The following is a 16,476-nucleotide window of genomic DNA, read 5'->3' as shown; positions in this document are numbered from 1 at the left end:
TGATAGAATAACAAGCTCTTGTTTAATTCTATATTTGAATTAATAATTTCTGAAACGTAAGACATTAATCATAAGTGGATTTATTGATTGAGTCTTTTATAACATAACGGATGCGGGGGGTATAGGCGCATCCGTTTTTGTTTTTTTACTTTTGTTTATTTATCTATTTAAGATAATTTTTAGATCTACTCCAGTATAACTTTCTACTTTTGAAAAAAAGTACATCGTGAAATACACTCGCTTACCCAATACCGATATATCCGTTAGTAAACTGTGCCTAGGAACCATGACCTGGGGAGAACAAAACACCGAGCAAGAAGCCCATCAACAATTAGATTACGCCTTACAAAAAGGCATTAATTTTATTGATACAGCCGAGCTTTATGCAGTGCCAGCAAAGAAAGAAACACAAGGCGCAACGGAGACAATAATTGGCAAATGGCTGCAAAAAACGGGTAAAAGAGACAAAATTGTGTTAGCAACAAAGATTGTAGGGCCAAGAGAGTTTGTAAAACACATTAGAACTGGCGGTTTTACCAAATCAGAGTTTAGCGATGCTATCCACAAAAGCTTAAAAAGGTTACAAACAGATTACATTGATCTATACCAATTACATTGGCCGGATCGAAATACCAATTTTTTTGGTGTAAGAGGATATGAACACGATGCAGATGAACAGTGGCAAGATAACTTTGCTGCTGTCCTAAGCTATTTAGAAGATTTTATTAAAGAAGGTAAAATTCGTCAGATTGGTTTGTCTAATGAAACACCTTATGGAGTGATGCGCTATGCCGAAGAAGCTCGCAAAGGAGCTCCAAAAATGATTACTGTTCAAAATCCATATAGTTTGTTGAATCGAAAAGATGAAATCGGACTCACTGAAATCCTGCACCGAGAAAATATTGGTCATTTACCGTATTCGCCTCTTGGATTTGGACAACTAACTGGCAAATACTTAGATGAAACCCCACCCAACGCGAGAGTTACGCTATTTCCACAATTTAATAGGTATCATAATACCAATTCATTTGCTGCAACAAGAGCTTACAATGAAATTGCCAAAGAACACAATATAAGTCTCACAAAAATGGCACTATCCTTTGTTACAGAAAGACCTTTTGTAACCAGTACGATTATTGGTGCAACTACTATGGAGCAACTCAAAGAGAATATCGATAGTATCAATATTTCATTATCCAAAGAAATTTTGCAAAAGATAAATGAAGTACATAATGATATTCCCAACCCAGCTCCTTAATTAAGCAAATAGCAGCTCTACCACATCTTCTACTTTTGCAACTAATTGCACTTTAATATTGGTAGGCTTGTGGGCTAATTTGTTGTATTTGGAGACAAAAATTGTTGAAAAACCTAGTTTTTCTGCTTCCTGAATGCGTTGCTCCACTCGAGTTACTGGTCTAACTTCACCAGCCAGCCCGACCTCCGCAGCAAAACAGTAATCCTTAGGAATATACACATCTTCATTTGAAGAAAGTATAGCTGCAACCACAGCTAGATCAATGGCAGGATCATCCACAGAGATCCCTCCAGTAACATTAAGAAATACATCTTTTGCTCCTAATCGAAACCCTGCTCTTTTTTCTAAAACTGCCAAGATCATATTTAGCCGTTTAAGATTATAGCCTGTTGCGCTTCGTTGCGGTGTTCCATATACTGCTGTGCTTACCAGTGCCTGTATCTCTATCATCAGTGGTCTCATACCCTCAAGCGTAGCTGCAATGGCATTACCACTTAACTCTTCATCTTTTTTGGATATCAATATTTCACTCGGATTGCTGACCTGTCGCAATCCGTGACCTAACATTTCATATATTCCAAGCTCTGAAGTAGAGCCAAATCTATTTTTAAGCGCTCTTAATATGCGATATACGTGGTTTCTATCTCCTTCAAATTGAAGCACTGTATCTACCATATGCTCCAATATCTTGGGTCCGGCAATATGGCCATCTTTAGTAATATGCCCAATCAAAACAACTGGTGTTGAAGTTTCTTTTGCAAACTTTATCAGTTCGGTAGTACATTCTCGGATTTGAGAAATGCTTCCGGCACTACTTTCTATATAATCACTATGAAGCGTTTGTATAGAATCAATAATAACAATATCGGGAGTTATCGCCTCGATTTGTCTAAAAATATGTTGCGTCTTTGTTTCGGTAAGTATATAACAGTTATCAGTTTTTGATGAAATCCGCTCAGCCCGCATTTTTATTTGCTTTTGACTTTCCTCTCCAGATACGTATAGTGTTTTAAAAGGTAAACGAATACTAATTTGTAATAGCAAGGTACTTTTGCCGATGCCTGGTTCTCCTCCTAATAAGGTTAAAGACCCTGGCACTAATCCTCCGCCTAAAACACGATCCAGTTCTTCATCATCGGTTTTGTATCTCGCTTCGGTGGAAGTATCAATTTCGGATACTTTTAATGGCTTTGAAGCTCTTTTTGCAGTAGATCCTGTAAGAGACGATTGTTTCCAATCATTTTTTTCTGCTTTTTGTACGAGTTCTTCAGCAATTGTATTCCAGGCTTTACAGGAGGTACATTGTCCTTGCCATTTAGAATACTGAGCGCCACAATTTTGACAATAAAATACTGTTTTTGTTTTTGCCATAATGAAGCCAATATATTAACGCTATAATTACAATATCAAGATAACCAGTTAAAAAAAAGATCTTCTAAACAGAAGATCTTTACTATTCTTTTTTTATACCTACTACCAACCAAAATCTTCTTTGATCTTCGTTGCTTTTTCTAACATATAATCTTTAGTTAAAAATGCAATTTCTTCCTTTTGAAATCCTTTTTCGTAGGCTCGTAATGCTTTTTTAGGTTCACCAATTTGTTCATAATAAATGCCTAAATAATAATATCCCAACATACTATCCGGATATTCTTTAACCGCCAAATCACCTAATGGTTCTAATTCCTCCCAGTCTTCAGTTTTTTCAACTGCAGTGGATATGGCTATAAAATCATTTATTCTAACCTTTCTTTTAAAACCGTATAACTCTTCAGTAGTTTTATAAATGTTGGTTAAATACTCAAACCTGGATTCGTCTTCCATGGGTAAAATAACATCTCTATATATCTTTTTACTGATCGGTCTATACATCTGGAAAAAATCCTCTAATGCCTTAGGAATAGCTTTTCCTACCAAGGTGTAATGAGTAGATTCCGCAAAGTTATCAAAGTGATAATTTAGATTCTGTAACTTTAAACTATCAATTCTGGCATCTAATTGAATTACATCTTCTTTTATTTGATCAGAGTCATTTGCCCCTGTAGCTAAATAATACCAGGTATTTTTAGGGTCTTTGGATAATACATTGGATATTTTCTCAATCATAGTAGGAGCTAACTCAGGACTTAAGTTGATATAGCCCTGAAATATTGGATTATCCTTAAACATGAAATAATTGATAAAATTAGAAGTATAATCGTGACCTACAATAATTTTCAGAGGTGCTGTTCTATACGTTTCATTTATATAAGGCATTAATTCTTGCCCTATAAATTCATAAAAATTTGCACCGCTTCCTGTTGGTAAATACTGCGCTGTATCGTACCTACCATCCTCTAACCTAGTCTTTCTCTGATTTATCCCAACCACTATGGACTCTGGCATATCTTCCCAATACGAAAAATAATCAACCATTCCTGCGACAGGTTCGAATAGATAATCCCCATCTAACACCAGTATCACAGGATAAATCTTATCCTCATTTCTTTGATAGTTTCTTGGCAATTGAATTTTTAGCTCTCTTGTTTGATCAAGTTTTACTGAGCGAAAAGATTCATAAATCGCCTGGGCTTGAGCTACAGGCGCAATCAGCAAACTTAGTAATAAAAAAAAGATACTTTTTTTCATAAACAATTTATTTAGGTTAAGTAACTAGCAATATATAATAATTATTTGACTCTATTTAATAGCGGTAGCAACAAAAAGGATAACGCTCCAAATAGGATAGTTATTGCAGTTTGAGAACCCCATAAGATCCATCCATAAGCTAATCCAATAGATTTATCAATATCATATAATTGCAAAACAACAGCTATGGCCAATGGAAAAACACCAATGCCTCCATTGGTTAGAGAAATGGCCAAGGATCCTGCAACAAAAGTGACTAATATTATGCCTATCCCAATTTCTGCTCCGCCAGGAACCGTATACTTTACCACATAAAACATTAATACATATAGTGCCCAAATAAGCAAGGTATGTATAATAAACGGCCATTTCTTTTTTAACTGGTAAATACTTTTTACGCCCTCCAATAATCCTTCTCCAAAATTTCTAATCTTGATCACTAAACGGTTTTCTGATTTTTTAAGTAAACGCAGTAAAAAAATACCTGCAAGTATTGCGCTTATTAAAATCAAAACTGTAATTAATGGATTCGCCAATTTGCTACCTAAATAGGACAATAGTTGTTCTGATTCAAATAGTAATGTGATCAAAATTATTAAGCAAAGCATCAATAAATCCACCACACGCTCTGAAATAATAGTGCCGAATGATTTCTTAAAAGGCACCTCTTCGTAGGTAGTGATAATGCCCGCTCTAATCAATTCACCTGATCTTGGAATTCCTAAATTAGCTAAATAGCCTGCCATTATAGCCATAAAGCTATTTTGAAGTGATACAGAATACCCTATTGGTTTTAATAAAAAATTCCATCGATAGGCACGCGATAAATGTGATATTAAACCTAAAACAATAGATAATACCACCCAAGATAGATCAGCATTGGAGATATAATGAGCCAATTCTTTTTTTTCTTCCTCAGTGGCAGAAGCTATAGAATACCATATTAAAAAAACTCCCAACAGTAGTGGGAGTATGATCTTTAAGGCTTTACTGAGTTTAGAATTCACTTATTTTAATAAATTAGTTTCCTCATCAGGAAAAAGCAATTTTGGTTTAAAATTTTTAGCCTCTTCAATATCCATCATCGCATATGCGATCAAGATAAGCACATCTCCTTTTGCTACTTTTCGAGCAGCTGCTCCATTTAGCGTTATTTCACCACTATTCCTTGGACCAGGAATTGCATAAGTCTCTAGGCGCTCTCCATTGTTATTATTTACAATCTGAACTTTTTCGCCTTCAATAATATTGGCAGCATCCATCAGGTCCTGATCTATGGTAATACTACCAATATAATTTAGATCAGCTCCTGTAACTTTTACTCTATGTATTTTAGATTTTACTACGTGTACAAACATGTTACAAAGTTAATTAATTTTAATTTAGGGCAATGTTATCAATCAACCTCACTTCTCCCGCAAAAACAGCAATAAATGCACGATATTCTTCTCCTTTATTCTTTCGCTTTGCGGTTTTGAGATTAATTGCGTTTGCGATTTCAAAATATTCTAATTTGAGATCAGGATCATCACTAAATTGTTCTGACACCCAGGCATTTAGTTCCTCTACACTTTTTGTGCCAAAGTCTTCTTTAACTTGCTTAAGAACTTCATATATTTTGGGTGATGCTTTTGTTTGCACTGAGTTTAACCTTGTATTTCGCGAACTTAAAGCCAATCCAGAGCTTTCGCGATAAATAGGGCACCCAATTATTTGAACTGCCATTTTTTCAATTTCTACAAGTTTCTTTACAATTTGTAATTGCTGATAATCCTTTTCACCAAAATAAGCACGATCTGGCTTTACGATATCAAATAAATGTTTTAGCACAGTCCCTACCCCATTAAAATGGCCTGGTCTAAATTTTCCTTCCATTTCTAACTCCAAACCACCAAAATCATACGAAGTAGCTTTTGCCTCCTCACCATAAACCTCCTCTGGGGCAGGAGCAAAAACCATAACAGTTTCTAATATATTTGTCAACAAATCCATATCCTCCTTAAGCGTTCTTGGATAGTGTGCTAAATCTGCTTTATTATTAAATTGAGTTGGATTGACAAAGATGCTAACTACCACTATTTCGTTATCTTTAGCGGCTTGCTTTACCAAAGCTAAGTGCCCACTATGTAATGCTCCCATAGTAGGGACAAAACCTATATCCAGATTTTGTTTTTTTAGTTTTGCAACTTCTGCTTCTAGATCCCGTCTTTTGGTGTATAGCTCCATTGATTTTTTGCATTAAAAGCGTGCAAAAATAAGATATTACTGGGAGACTACATAAATTTTCGTAATTTTGCAAAAATTTATTCTTAGGAAGACGACAAAGTTTCGATTTATATGAAAGACAAGAGGATATTGTACGTATCATCAGAAGTAATACCTTATTTACCAGAAACGGAAATTTCATCAATGTCATTTGAGGCTCCAAGAATGGTCAATAGTAAAGGTGGCCAAATTAGGATTTTTATGCCTCGATACGGTAACATTAATGAAAGAAGACATCAACTTCACGAAGTGATCCGTTTGTCTGGTATGAACTTAGTAATTAACGATTTGGACATGCCATTGATTATAAAGGTGGCTTCCATTCCTAAAGAACGGATGCAGGTATATTTCATTGATAATGAAGATTATTTTAAAAGAAAAGCAACCTTATCGGATGAAGATGGAAATCTTTTCCCAGATAACGATGAGCGAGCAATCTTTTTTGCTAAGGGAGTTATTGAAACGGTGAAAAAATTAAATTGGTCACCAGATGTGATTCACGTTCACGGTTGGTTAGCCTCTTTATTACCATTGTACTTAAGGAACTACTATGCTAATGAACCCTTATTTAGCGAAAGCAAAATAGTTACCTCAGTATACAATCAAGGATTTGATGGTACGTTAGATAAGAAAATGATGGATAAGATTAAATTTGACGGTATAGCTGAAGATAAAATTGAAATTTTGGCTAAACCTTCATATGCGAACATCATGAAAGTTGCCATCAATCACTCTGATGCCATTATTGTTGGTTCTGAAGAAATTCCTTCAGAAATTGAGGAGCATTTAAAAAGTATTGAGCAACCGGTTTTAGAGTATAAAAAACCGGAAGAATTTGCGGATGCCTATGAGACTTTTTATGAGTCTGAAGTATTGGTATAAGCTTATAAACATTTATGAATTTGAAAAATAGAATAGTAAAAGCAGTGGTTTGTTTTACCATAGCTTTAACAGCCATATCCTGTAATGATGATTTTAATACAGTTGGTGATGAAATTATTGGAGATGTAAATTTTCAGAATGACAGTTACATTGCCTATCCAACTGCTGTTACCAAAAAATTGAGTGCGGTTCAGGCAACGAATTTACCCTGCAATATGTTAGGTATATATGTAGATCCGGTTTATGGCAAAACAGAATATAGTTTATTATCACAGATAGAGCCTCCTAATTATAATCCTGTTTTTGGGGAAAATCCTGTTTTGGATAAAGTGATACTTAGCATCCCTTATTATTCAGAGTTAATTTCAACTGAAACTAATGAGAACGAAGAAATAGTAAATACTTATGAACTGGACTCCGTATATGGAGAAAGCACTATTAATTTAAGAATTTATAGGTCTAATTATTTCCTTTCTGACTTTAATCCTAGTATGCCTGAGGAAAGAAAAATATATTATTCTAACGACATCAGTACTTTTTCATCCTTAGAAGGACAACTATTAGCAGACACACTTGATTTTAAACCTTCTGCAGAAGAAGTTCTTGTAGAAATAGACGATGACAATGATGAAGATACGCCTCCTCAGATTCAAAGACTTCCACCTCAATTAAGAATAGAATTTAGTGAAGAAATAGTAAATTATTTCAAACAAGAGATCATAGATAAAGAAGGGCAACCAGAGTTGAGCAATGCAAATAACTTCAGAAATTATTTTAGAGGAATATATATTAAAACAGAAAGTGCCTCTGCCGGTAATATGTTTAAGTTTGATATTTCTGAGGCAACTATTACTTTACAATATACCACGGATATCAGAGATATTGAGGACACCAATAATGACGGATCAACAGACGATACGGTAAGGGGTCAACAAGAATATGTGTTTAGTTTTACCAACAATGTAATTAATGCTATATCCAATACCTTAAACCCTGATATTGAGGCCACTTATGGCCCTGAAGAACAAGGAGAAATTTCTGGTGAAGAGAATATCTATTTAAAAGGAGGTGAAGGTTCATATGGAGTTTTAGAATTCTTTAATGAACCTGCATTTGATGAAAATGGAGATCCTGTTTTCAACGAAGAGGGAGAGCAAATTACTGAATTAGAGTATCTCAGAAACCAAGAATGGTTAATTAATGAAGCAAATTTAAAGATATATGTTGATCAAGATAAAATGGTTTCCGGAAGCAATGAACCAGAAAGAATTTTTATATTTAATGAAAATACAGGCTCAGTACTTATAGATTATTTTGATGGCACCAATAATGAAAGTAACCCTATTAATTCTATAACAAATCACCTGGAAAGATTATCAAGAGATGCTGATGAAAATGGTGAATTCTATAAAATTCGATTAACAAGACATATAATTGATGTCTTAAATCGCGACGAGGACAATGTTAAATTAGGTATAGCCGTTTCTCAAAATGTAAATATTACCGGATTGGCTAATGGATTTAATACCCCTGCAGACGAAGCTGATAGAAGAATACCTTTTTCATCCATAGTTTCTCATGAGGGTACTATTTTACACGGACCAGGTGCCAACGTTCCAGAGTCTAAGCGAGTAAAGCTGGAAATTTTTTATACAAAATAATTACGATACAGTAATTCAAATACATAATATCAACTCATATGTGCGGAATTGTAGGTTACATAGGACATAGACAAGCATATCCAATTATATTAAAAGGATTAAAACGATTAGAATATCGAGGCTATGATTCAGCTGGTATAGCGCTTTATGATGGCAAGACTATTAAGCTTTCTAAAACCAAGGGTAAGGTAGCAGATCTACAGGATAAGTTAGAAAATGAAATTAGCACTGAGGGTACTATTGGCATAGGACACACCAGATGGGCCACACATGGAGTGCCTAATGATGTTAACTCACATCCACATTATTCCAACTCTGGCGACCTAGTGATAATTCATAATGGAATTATAGAAAATTATGACGCTTTAAAGACGGAATTAAAAAAGAGAGGGTATACCTTTACTTCTGATACCGATACTGAAGTTTTAGTAAATCTAATAGAAGAAGTTAAAACTAAAGAAAACGTAAAATTAGGAAAAGCTGTGCAATTAGCGCTAAACCAAACTATTGGCGCTTACGCTATAGCGGTTTTTGATAAAAATAAGCCTGATGAAATTATTGTTGCTAGGTTAGGTAGTCCCCTTGCCATAGGTGTTGGTGAAGATGAATTTTTTATCGCCTCTGATGCTTCTCCATTTATCGAATACACCAATAATGCGATTTATCTTGAAGACGGAGAAATGGCAATAGTTAGAAGAGGTAAAGAAGTTAAAGTTCGTAAAATTAAGGATGATACCAGCGTTGATCCTTATTTACAAGAATTGCAATTAAACCTTGAGCAAATCGAAAAGGGAGGCTATGATCATTTTATGCTCAAAGAAATCTATGAGCAACCTAATGCGATCAGTGATACCTTTAGAGGTAGAATGCGAGTGGATGAAGGCATTATCAAAATGGCTGGTGTTGATGATAATTTAACAAAATTATTAAACGCAAAACGGATTGTAATTGTTGCGTGTGGTACCTCTTGGCACGCCGGATTAGTTGCTGAGTACATTTTCGAAGAATTAGTTAGATTACCTGTAGAGGTTGAGTATGCTTCTGAATTTAGATACCGTAACCCAGTAATACACCAGGATGATGTTATTATTGCTATATCTCAAAGTGGCGAAACCGCAGATACTATGGCGGCTATTAAGCTAGCTAAAGAAAAAGGAGCTTTTGTTTTTGGTGTTTGTAATGTAGTTGGCTCTTCGATATCAAGAGAAACGCATGCAGGAGCCTACACTCACGCAGGTCCAGAAATTGGTGTAGCATCTACTAAAGCATTTACAACTCAAATCACCGTTTTAGCACTTATTGCACTTAAGCTAGCGGAGAGTAAAGGAACAATTCCTAAAAGTGATTTTCACTATTACTTACAAGAATTAGAGCGAATTCCTGAAAAAGTAAAAATTTCACTTCAATCCGCAGCGCACGTAAAAAGTATTGCAGAAACTTACAAGGAAGCCAAAAATTTCTTGTATTTAGGTAGAGGTTTTAATTTTCCAGTAGCTTTAGAAGGAGCATTAAAGTTGAAAGAAATTTCGTACATCCATGCAGAAGGGTATCCAGCAGCAGAAATGAAACATGGTCCTATTGCTCTTATCGATGAGCAAATGCCTGTAGTTGTTATTGCTACCAAAAAAGGCCATTACGATAAAATCGTTAGCAATATTCAAGAAATTAAATCTCGCCAAGGTAAAATTATAGCTGTTGTTACAGAAGGAGATGTTACTGTAAAAGAATTAGCTGATCACGTTATTGAAATCCCCGAAACTGAAGAATTTTTAACGCCCTTACTTACAACCATCCCATTACAAATATTATCCTACTATATCGCGGTTATGTTAGGAAAAAATGTGGATCAACCCAGAAATTTAGCAAAATCAGTTACAGTAGAATAACTTCTAGACAGCCATACGTTATATATTTAGTTTTAATTTAACACAATACTTGCTTGTTTTTTAAGAACTTAGTGGATATGTTGATTTTTCTTTAAATTTTATAGGCTTTATTTTTCAAAGCCATAAAAATTATGGTAAAACCGCATTAAAATTTTCTAATATACGGATTTACAGTATTTTCGCGGATCCAAATCTAAATTTTATCCATTATGAAAATTATTACTACCCTACTGATGCTTTTTATAAGCATTATTAGCTTTGCGCAAACATCGCTCTATGGTAATATTACCGACGAATACGGTCAACCGATTCCTGGAGTTTCCGTACAACTTAAAGGAACAGACCAAAGAACTATCTCAGATTTCGATGGTTTTTTTGCTATTACTACCAATAAAGAGTATCCCTATACTTTAGAGATTAGCAGTGTAGGTTTTGAACCTGTTACTGAAGTAGTAAACTCAGGAACTATTGAAGTAAATATTACCTTAAAAGAAATCAGCTTTCTTGATGAGCTTGTAGTTGCAGCATCTAGAGCTCCAGAACGTATCTTTGAGTCTCCGGTTAGTATTGAACGTTATGGTATTAATGACGTCAAAGCTGCGCCATCTGCTGATTTTTATGCTGGCTTAGAAAATATAAAAGGAGTTGACGTAAATACCAATAGTTTAACCTTTCAATCTATAAATACCAGAGGGTTTGCAACCTTTACTAACACTCGATTTGTACAATTAATCGATGGAATGGACAATGTTTCTCCATCCTTGAATTTCGCATTAGGTAACCTTATTGGGGTTAATGAATTGGATGTCCAAAATATAGAATTATTACCTGGTGCATCATCGGCTTTATATGGAGCAAATGCATTTAATGGTATTTTATTTATGAATACCAAAAATCCGTTTGATCATCAAGGTATAAGCACCTATTTTAAAACTGGTATAACGTCACAAGAAGCAGCTGGTGATAATGAGTTTTATGATGTAGGTTTACGAATGGCAAAAGCCTTTGGAGATAAATTTGCAGCCAAAGTGAACTTTGCCTATTTGAGAGGTACGGATTGGTACGCTTCCAATAGAGATAACGTATTAAATCCTGGTGAAAGTAGAGCGGAAGATCCTGCTTACGACGGTTTAAATGTATATGGAGATGAAGTGAGGACCGCTTTACCGGGCATCGGATTTGTTTCAAGAACTGGATATGATGAAGCCGACTTAACCGATTACGAAGCAGAAAGTATAAAATTTGATGGATCACTGCACTACAGACCTTTTGGTGATGATTTCGAAATTATATATGCTGCCAAAGTTGGTAAGGGACAAACTATGTTTCAAGATTCCAATCGCTTCTCGTTAAAAAACTTCCTATTACAACAACACAAACTTGAAGTTAGAAATGACAATTTCTTTATTAGAAGCTATATCACTGCAGAAGATGCGGGAGATGCATACGACACTCGATTTGCAGGAATAAATATTAACCGCAGATGGAAGAGTGACCAACAATGGTTTGGCGAGTACGCTTTTGCTTTTCAACAGGCATTTTCTCAAACAGGATCAGAAGAATTAGCGCATAGTGCTGCAAGAGACTTTGCAGATACGGGTCGCTTTGAGCCGGGTACAGCTGAATTTCAGAATGCATTTAATTCAGTAACTAGTGACCCTGATTTTGAAACAGGTGCTAGATTTATTTCTAAAACACAATTTACACACCACGATGCCAATTACAATTTTTCACATCTATTAGGTGATTTTGCAGATATACAAATTGGTGGATCATTTAGAGAATATAATTTAATTTCTGACGGAACCATCTATACGGATTTTGATGGATCTATCGACTACTCTGAGTTTGGTATATATTCACAAATACAGAAAAAATTAATTGATGATCGTTTAAAACTAACTGGATCTGTTCGATATGATAAGTCCGAGCTTTTCGATGGAAACTATTCTCCTAGATTCTCTGTAGGTTATACCCTGGGTAGAAATCGAAACAGAAATATTAGAGCTTCTATCCAAACAGGTTTTAGAAACCCAACTACTCAAGACTTGTTTATTGGGTTAGATATAGGTGAGGGTGCAGTTGTCGGTTCTGCAGAAGCTAATTTAGATCGTTATACAAGAGTAGTTAATGGAACACAAATTAGTGGTCGTGCAGCCTATGAAAATTCATATACTGCCAACTCGGTAAGAGCGTTTTTACAAACTGGAGGAACGGATACTTCTGTATTAGAAATCGCAAACCCAGACATTGTAAAACCAGAAAAAGTAACTGCAATTGAACTGGGGTACCGCGCCGATTTTGGTAAATTATTATTAGATGTTAGCGGGTACTACAATATGTATCAAGACTTTATTGCTACAGTTGATGTAGCAAGTCCGTTATCGGGTGATGTGGGAACTACAGAAGCAGAAAATTCGTTAAGAGCGGGTAACTTCGCTGGTTTCCAAACCATAACCAACTCTACTGCGGATATCAACTCTTATGGAGCAGTATTCGGAATATCTGCAAGAGTTTTCGGCAATTATGAATTGAATACCAGCTATACGTTTGCTGAGCAAGATTTTGATCAAAGTCAAGACCCTGGGTTTAGAACTAGTTTTAATACGCCAAGACATAAGTTCAAAGCTATGTTTGGTAACGAAAACTTATTGAGAAACTTCGGTTTCAATACCGCTGTTAGATGGAGCACTGATTATATTTGGGAATCCGCATTTGCAGTAGGTGAAGTTCCTTCCTTTACTGTCTTTGATGCACAAATTAACTATAGAATCCCTGCACTGAAAGCAAAGATCAAATTAGGAGGTACAAACTTAACCGGTGAAGAATATTTTACCGCATTAGGTACCGGTAATATCGGCTCACAGTATTATATTGGATTGTACTTTAATAATCTATAGAATAAATTTAAATACTTTAAAAAAACCGGCTAACTTAGCCGGTTTTTTTATTTCAGTACATCAATATTTTTGGATTATCAGATAAGAACCATCTTTTTTTGTTATTTAAAATAAGTTTTTTCCTACCTACAAAACAATAGGGTTATTTTTTGTGTATTTTATCCAATTTTTATTACTTTCGTCTTCCTTTAAAAAAATAAAAAGGATCTATTTAATAACTCAACAAGTGCCCCAAACACTTAAACCTAACATTTAATTTATTATGAAAAGAAAATTATTTTTTTTCTTAACCTTATTATGCGGTATACTTTCCGCTCAGGTAACGACCTTAACCGGAAAGGTTGTAGACCAAGCTGGTAATCCTATTCCATTAGTCAATGTAAAATTAAGAGGCTATGCCGTGGGTGCAGTAACCAATTTTGATGGAGAATTTGTTTTGCCTATGGATGAAGTATTGCCCGTAACCCTTTATTTTAGTAGTGTAGGATATGAAACAGTAACCCAAACTATTACTTCAAGTGAAAAACAAATTTTAGTTACCCTTCAAGAAGGAACCGATCTAGATGTTGTTATTTTATCAGCATCAAGAAAACCAGAAAGAATATTCGAATCACCAGTACGTGTTGAATATTACGGAACTCGAGAAATAAAGTTTACGCCATCAATTGATTATTATAGTGGACTAGAAAACATTAAAGGTGTAGAAGTCTTAAGCAATAGTTTAACGTACAAAACTGTTAATACCAGAGGATATGGATCATTTTCAAACACACGATTTGTTCAGTTGGTCGATGGTATGGATAACAGCTCACCTTCCTTAAACTTTTCTTTAGGAAATTTAGTAAGTGTTTCCGAACTGGATATTCAAAGAGTTGAATTACTACCAGGAGCTTCATCTGCACTATACGGAGCCAATGCTTTTAATGGTTTATTAACATACACCAGTAAAAACCCATTTGATGCAGAAGGTATAAGCGCATATTCAAGAGGTGGTGTAACCTCACAAGATGCTGCAGGTACCAACCCATTTTATGACGTTGGAATAAGAGTAGCCAAAGCATTCTCAAAAAAATTAGCAGTTAAAGCTAATTTTACCATGTTCAGAGGTACCGATTGGTTTGCCGTTAACCAAAACAATATTAATAACCCATCGTTAAATAGAGCTACAGACCCTAATTATAACGGTGTTAATGTATATGGTGATGAAGTAACTTTAAATTTACCAGGTATAGGGTTTGTAAGTAGAACTGGTTACCAAGAAATAGACCTTGTGGACTATGAAGCAGAAAGCGTTAAATTTAGTAGTGCAATACACTATAGACCGTTTGAAGATGATTTTGAAATCATATACAATGGTCGTATAGGTAGAGGTACGACGATTTTTCAAAATGCCAATCGTTTTTATTCCCCAAACTTCTTTTTACAACAACATAAATTAGAAATAAAAAATAATAATTTCTTTATTCGAGGGTATATTACCGATTCAGATGCAGGGGATACTTACGACACCCGAGTTGCAGCAACAAACATCAACAATAGATGGAAAGATAATGAAACCTGGTATGCTGAATATTTTGGTACTTATGCTGCAGCTATTGGTGGAGGCGCGACTTCAGAACAAGCACATCAAGCAGCTAGAGCTCAAGCAGATACAGGGCGACTAATTCCTGGAACACCTGAATTTCAAGAAGTTTTTGAAAGTGTAATCAATGATCCTGATTTTACCACTGGTGCTAAATTTAAGGATGAGAGCCAGTTAAGACATGTAGATGCTAATTATAATTTTAGCCATCTTGTCAACGAGTTTGCAGATATACAAGTCGGAGGATCTTTTAGAGAATATAACTTAAGATCTGACGGTTCCATCTTTACTGATGCAGATGGACCTATAAAATATTCCGAAATTGGTGTATATGCACAAATACAGAAGAAATTCTTAGATGAACGATTAAAATTCACAGGATCTGTGCGCTATGACAAGTCTCAACTATTTGATGGAAATTATTCGCCTAGAGCAGCTGTTGGATATACTTTAGGTGAAAAAAGAAATCATAACATTAGAGCTTCATACCAGACAGGTTTTAGAAACCCAACTACGCAAAACCTCTATATGGGACTAGATCTTGTCGGAGCCATAGCTATTGGTTCAGCTCCTGAAAACCTGGATAGAGAACGTAGAGATTTTGATTTAAGTACGCAAGGAACAGTACTTACTGGTCAAAATTCCGTTACCATTACAGGTAGAGACGCTTTTGAAAATTCTTATACCTTAGCTTCGGCACTGGCATTTTCATCTTCAGCAGACCCTACACGTCTAGAGCAAGCTTCACCGGAATTAGTTAAGCCAGAACAAGTATCAAGTATAGAACTAGGATACCGTGGAAAATTTGATGATTTTTCAATTGAAGTTGGTGGGTATTATAATATGTACCAAGATTTTATTACGAGTGAGGTTGTAATAGTTCCGCTATATGGCTCCGTAGGTTCACTAACTGCTGTACAAGCAATAGCTAATGGTGATTTTAAAGTGTATAATATCGCCACAAATACCGCTGTAGATGTAAATTCGTACGGTGCTACTGTAGGAGTGGAAAGTAGTATTTTAAGAGATTATGATCTAGGTGTTAACTATACTTATGCTAAAGAAGATTTGGACAATCAGAATCAAAGTAATTTCCAATCAGAATTTAATAGTCCAGAACATAGAGTAAAAGTATTATTTGGTAACCGAAACCTTTTCAAAAATTTTGGTTTTAATACTAGTCTTAAGTGGAGTGACAGTTTTCAGTGGAATGATGCTTTTGGATCGACAGAAGTTCCATCTTTTACCGTTATTGATGCGCAGCTTAATTATAGAATTCCTAAATTAAAAGCAGCACTTAAAATGGGAGCAACAAATATTGGAGGTAACGAATACTATGCAGGCATAGGAACTGGATTTATCGGATCACAGTATTATATTGGCTTATCACTAAACAATTTATAACCCCAAACAA

The 16,476-nt window shown here is 35.1% G+C and carries 11 protein-coding genes; 6 read left to right on the top strand and 5 right to left on the bottom strand.

Features of this window, described 5'->3' with window-relative positions:
- Positions 1-226: 226 nt before the first annotated feature.
- Positions 227-1,258, top strand: coding sequence for an aldo/keto reductase (locus EV197_RS02885; protein WP_130285234.1), 1,032 nt, complete (start codon positions 227-229; stop codon positions 1,256-1,258).
- Here the strand turns inward: EV197_RS02885 and radA are convergent, their stop codons facing one another.
- From radA to panC, 5 genes are all read right to left on the bottom strand, one after another.
- Positions 1,259-2,629 (bottom strand): DNA repair protein RadA, encoded by a 1,371-nt coding sequence (radA, locus tag EV197_RS02880; RefSeq protein ID WP_130285233.1) that lies wholly within the window; start codon positions 2,627-2,629, stop codon positions 1,259-1,261. It abuts the gene before it with no gap.
- Between the two features lie 102 nt (positions 2,630-2,731).
- Positions 2,732-3,886 (bottom strand): alpha/beta hydrolase, encoded by a 1,155-nt coding sequence (locus EV197_RS02875; protein WP_130285232.1) that lies wholly within the window; start codon positions 3,884-3,886, stop codon positions 2,732-2,734.
- A 41-nt stretch (positions 3,887-3,927) separates the two neighbouring features.
- The gene (locus tag EV197_RS02870; protein WP_130285231.1) at positions 3,928-4,893 is read right to left on the bottom strand and encodes a lysylphosphatidylglycerol synthase transmembrane domain-containing protein; all 966 of its coding nucleotides are present in this window, start codon (positions 4,891-4,893) and stop codon (positions 3,928-3,930) included.
- Positions 4,894-5,244 carry an aspartate 1-decarboxylase gene (panD, locus tag EV197_RS02865; protein WP_130285230.1) on the bottom strand — a complete coding sequence of 117 codons (351 nt, stop codon included), beginning with the start codon at positions 5,242-5,244 and terminating at the stop codon, positions 4,894-4,896.
- 19 nt (positions 5,245-5,263) lie between these two features.
- Positions 5,264-6,112 (bottom strand): pantoate--beta-alanine ligase, encoded by an 849-nt coding sequence (gene panC, locus EV197_RS02860; RefSeq protein ID WP_130285229.1) that lies wholly within the window; start codon positions 6,110-6,112, stop codon positions 5,264-5,266.
- A gap of 111 nt (positions 6,113-6,223) precedes the next feature.
- Between panC and EV197_RS02855 the strand changes: the two genes are divergently transcribed.
- The 5 genes from EV197_RS02855 to EV197_RS02835 all read left to right on the top strand — a co-directional run bounded on the left by EV197_RS02855 (position 6,224) and on the right by EV197_RS02835 (position 16,466).
- Entirely contained in the window at positions 6,224-7,033 is an 810-nt protein-coding gene (locus EV197_RS02855; RefSeq protein WP_130285228.1) for a glycogen/starch synthase, read from the top strand.
- Between the two features lie 20 nt (positions 7,034-7,053).
- On the top strand, positions 7,054-8,694 hold the full coding sequence (gene bamH / locus EV197_RS02850; protein WP_165388984.1) for a BamH family beta-barrel-assembly machinery protein: 1,641 nt from the start codon (positions 7,054-7,056) through the stop codon (positions 8,692-8,694).
- A 38-nt stretch (positions 8,695-8,732) separates the two neighbouring features.
- A complete protein-coding gene (gene glmS / locus EV197_RS02845; RefSeq protein ID WP_130285226.1) occupies positions 8,733-10,580 on the top strand; it encodes a glutamine--fructose-6-phosphate transaminase (isomerizing) in 1,848 nt (615 codons plus the stop codon).
- A gap of 209 nt (positions 10,581-10,789) precedes the next feature.
- Positions 10,790-13,480, top strand: a complete 2,691-nt coding sequence (locus EV197_RS02840; protein ID WP_130285225.1) for a TonB-dependent receptor — start codon at positions 10,790-10,792, stop codon at positions 13,478-13,480.
- Between the two features lie 262 nt (positions 13,481-13,742).
- Positions 13,743-16,466 carry a TonB-dependent receptor gene (locus EV197_RS02835; protein WP_130285224.1) on the top strand — a complete coding sequence of 908 codons (2,724 nt, stop codon included), beginning with the start codon at positions 13,743-13,745 and terminating at the stop codon, positions 16,464-16,466.
- Positions 16,467-16,476 lie beyond the last annotated feature (10 nt).

Source organism: Aquimarina brevivitae, from assembly GCF_004216895.1.
GTDB classification, from domain to species: Bacteria; Bacteroidota; Bacteroidia; order Flavobacteriales; family Flavobacteriaceae; genus Aquimarina; species Aquimarina brevivitae.
The sequence above is the reverse complement of the archived record's forward strand: the minus strand, read 5'-3'. Positions and strand labels throughout refer to the sequence as shown.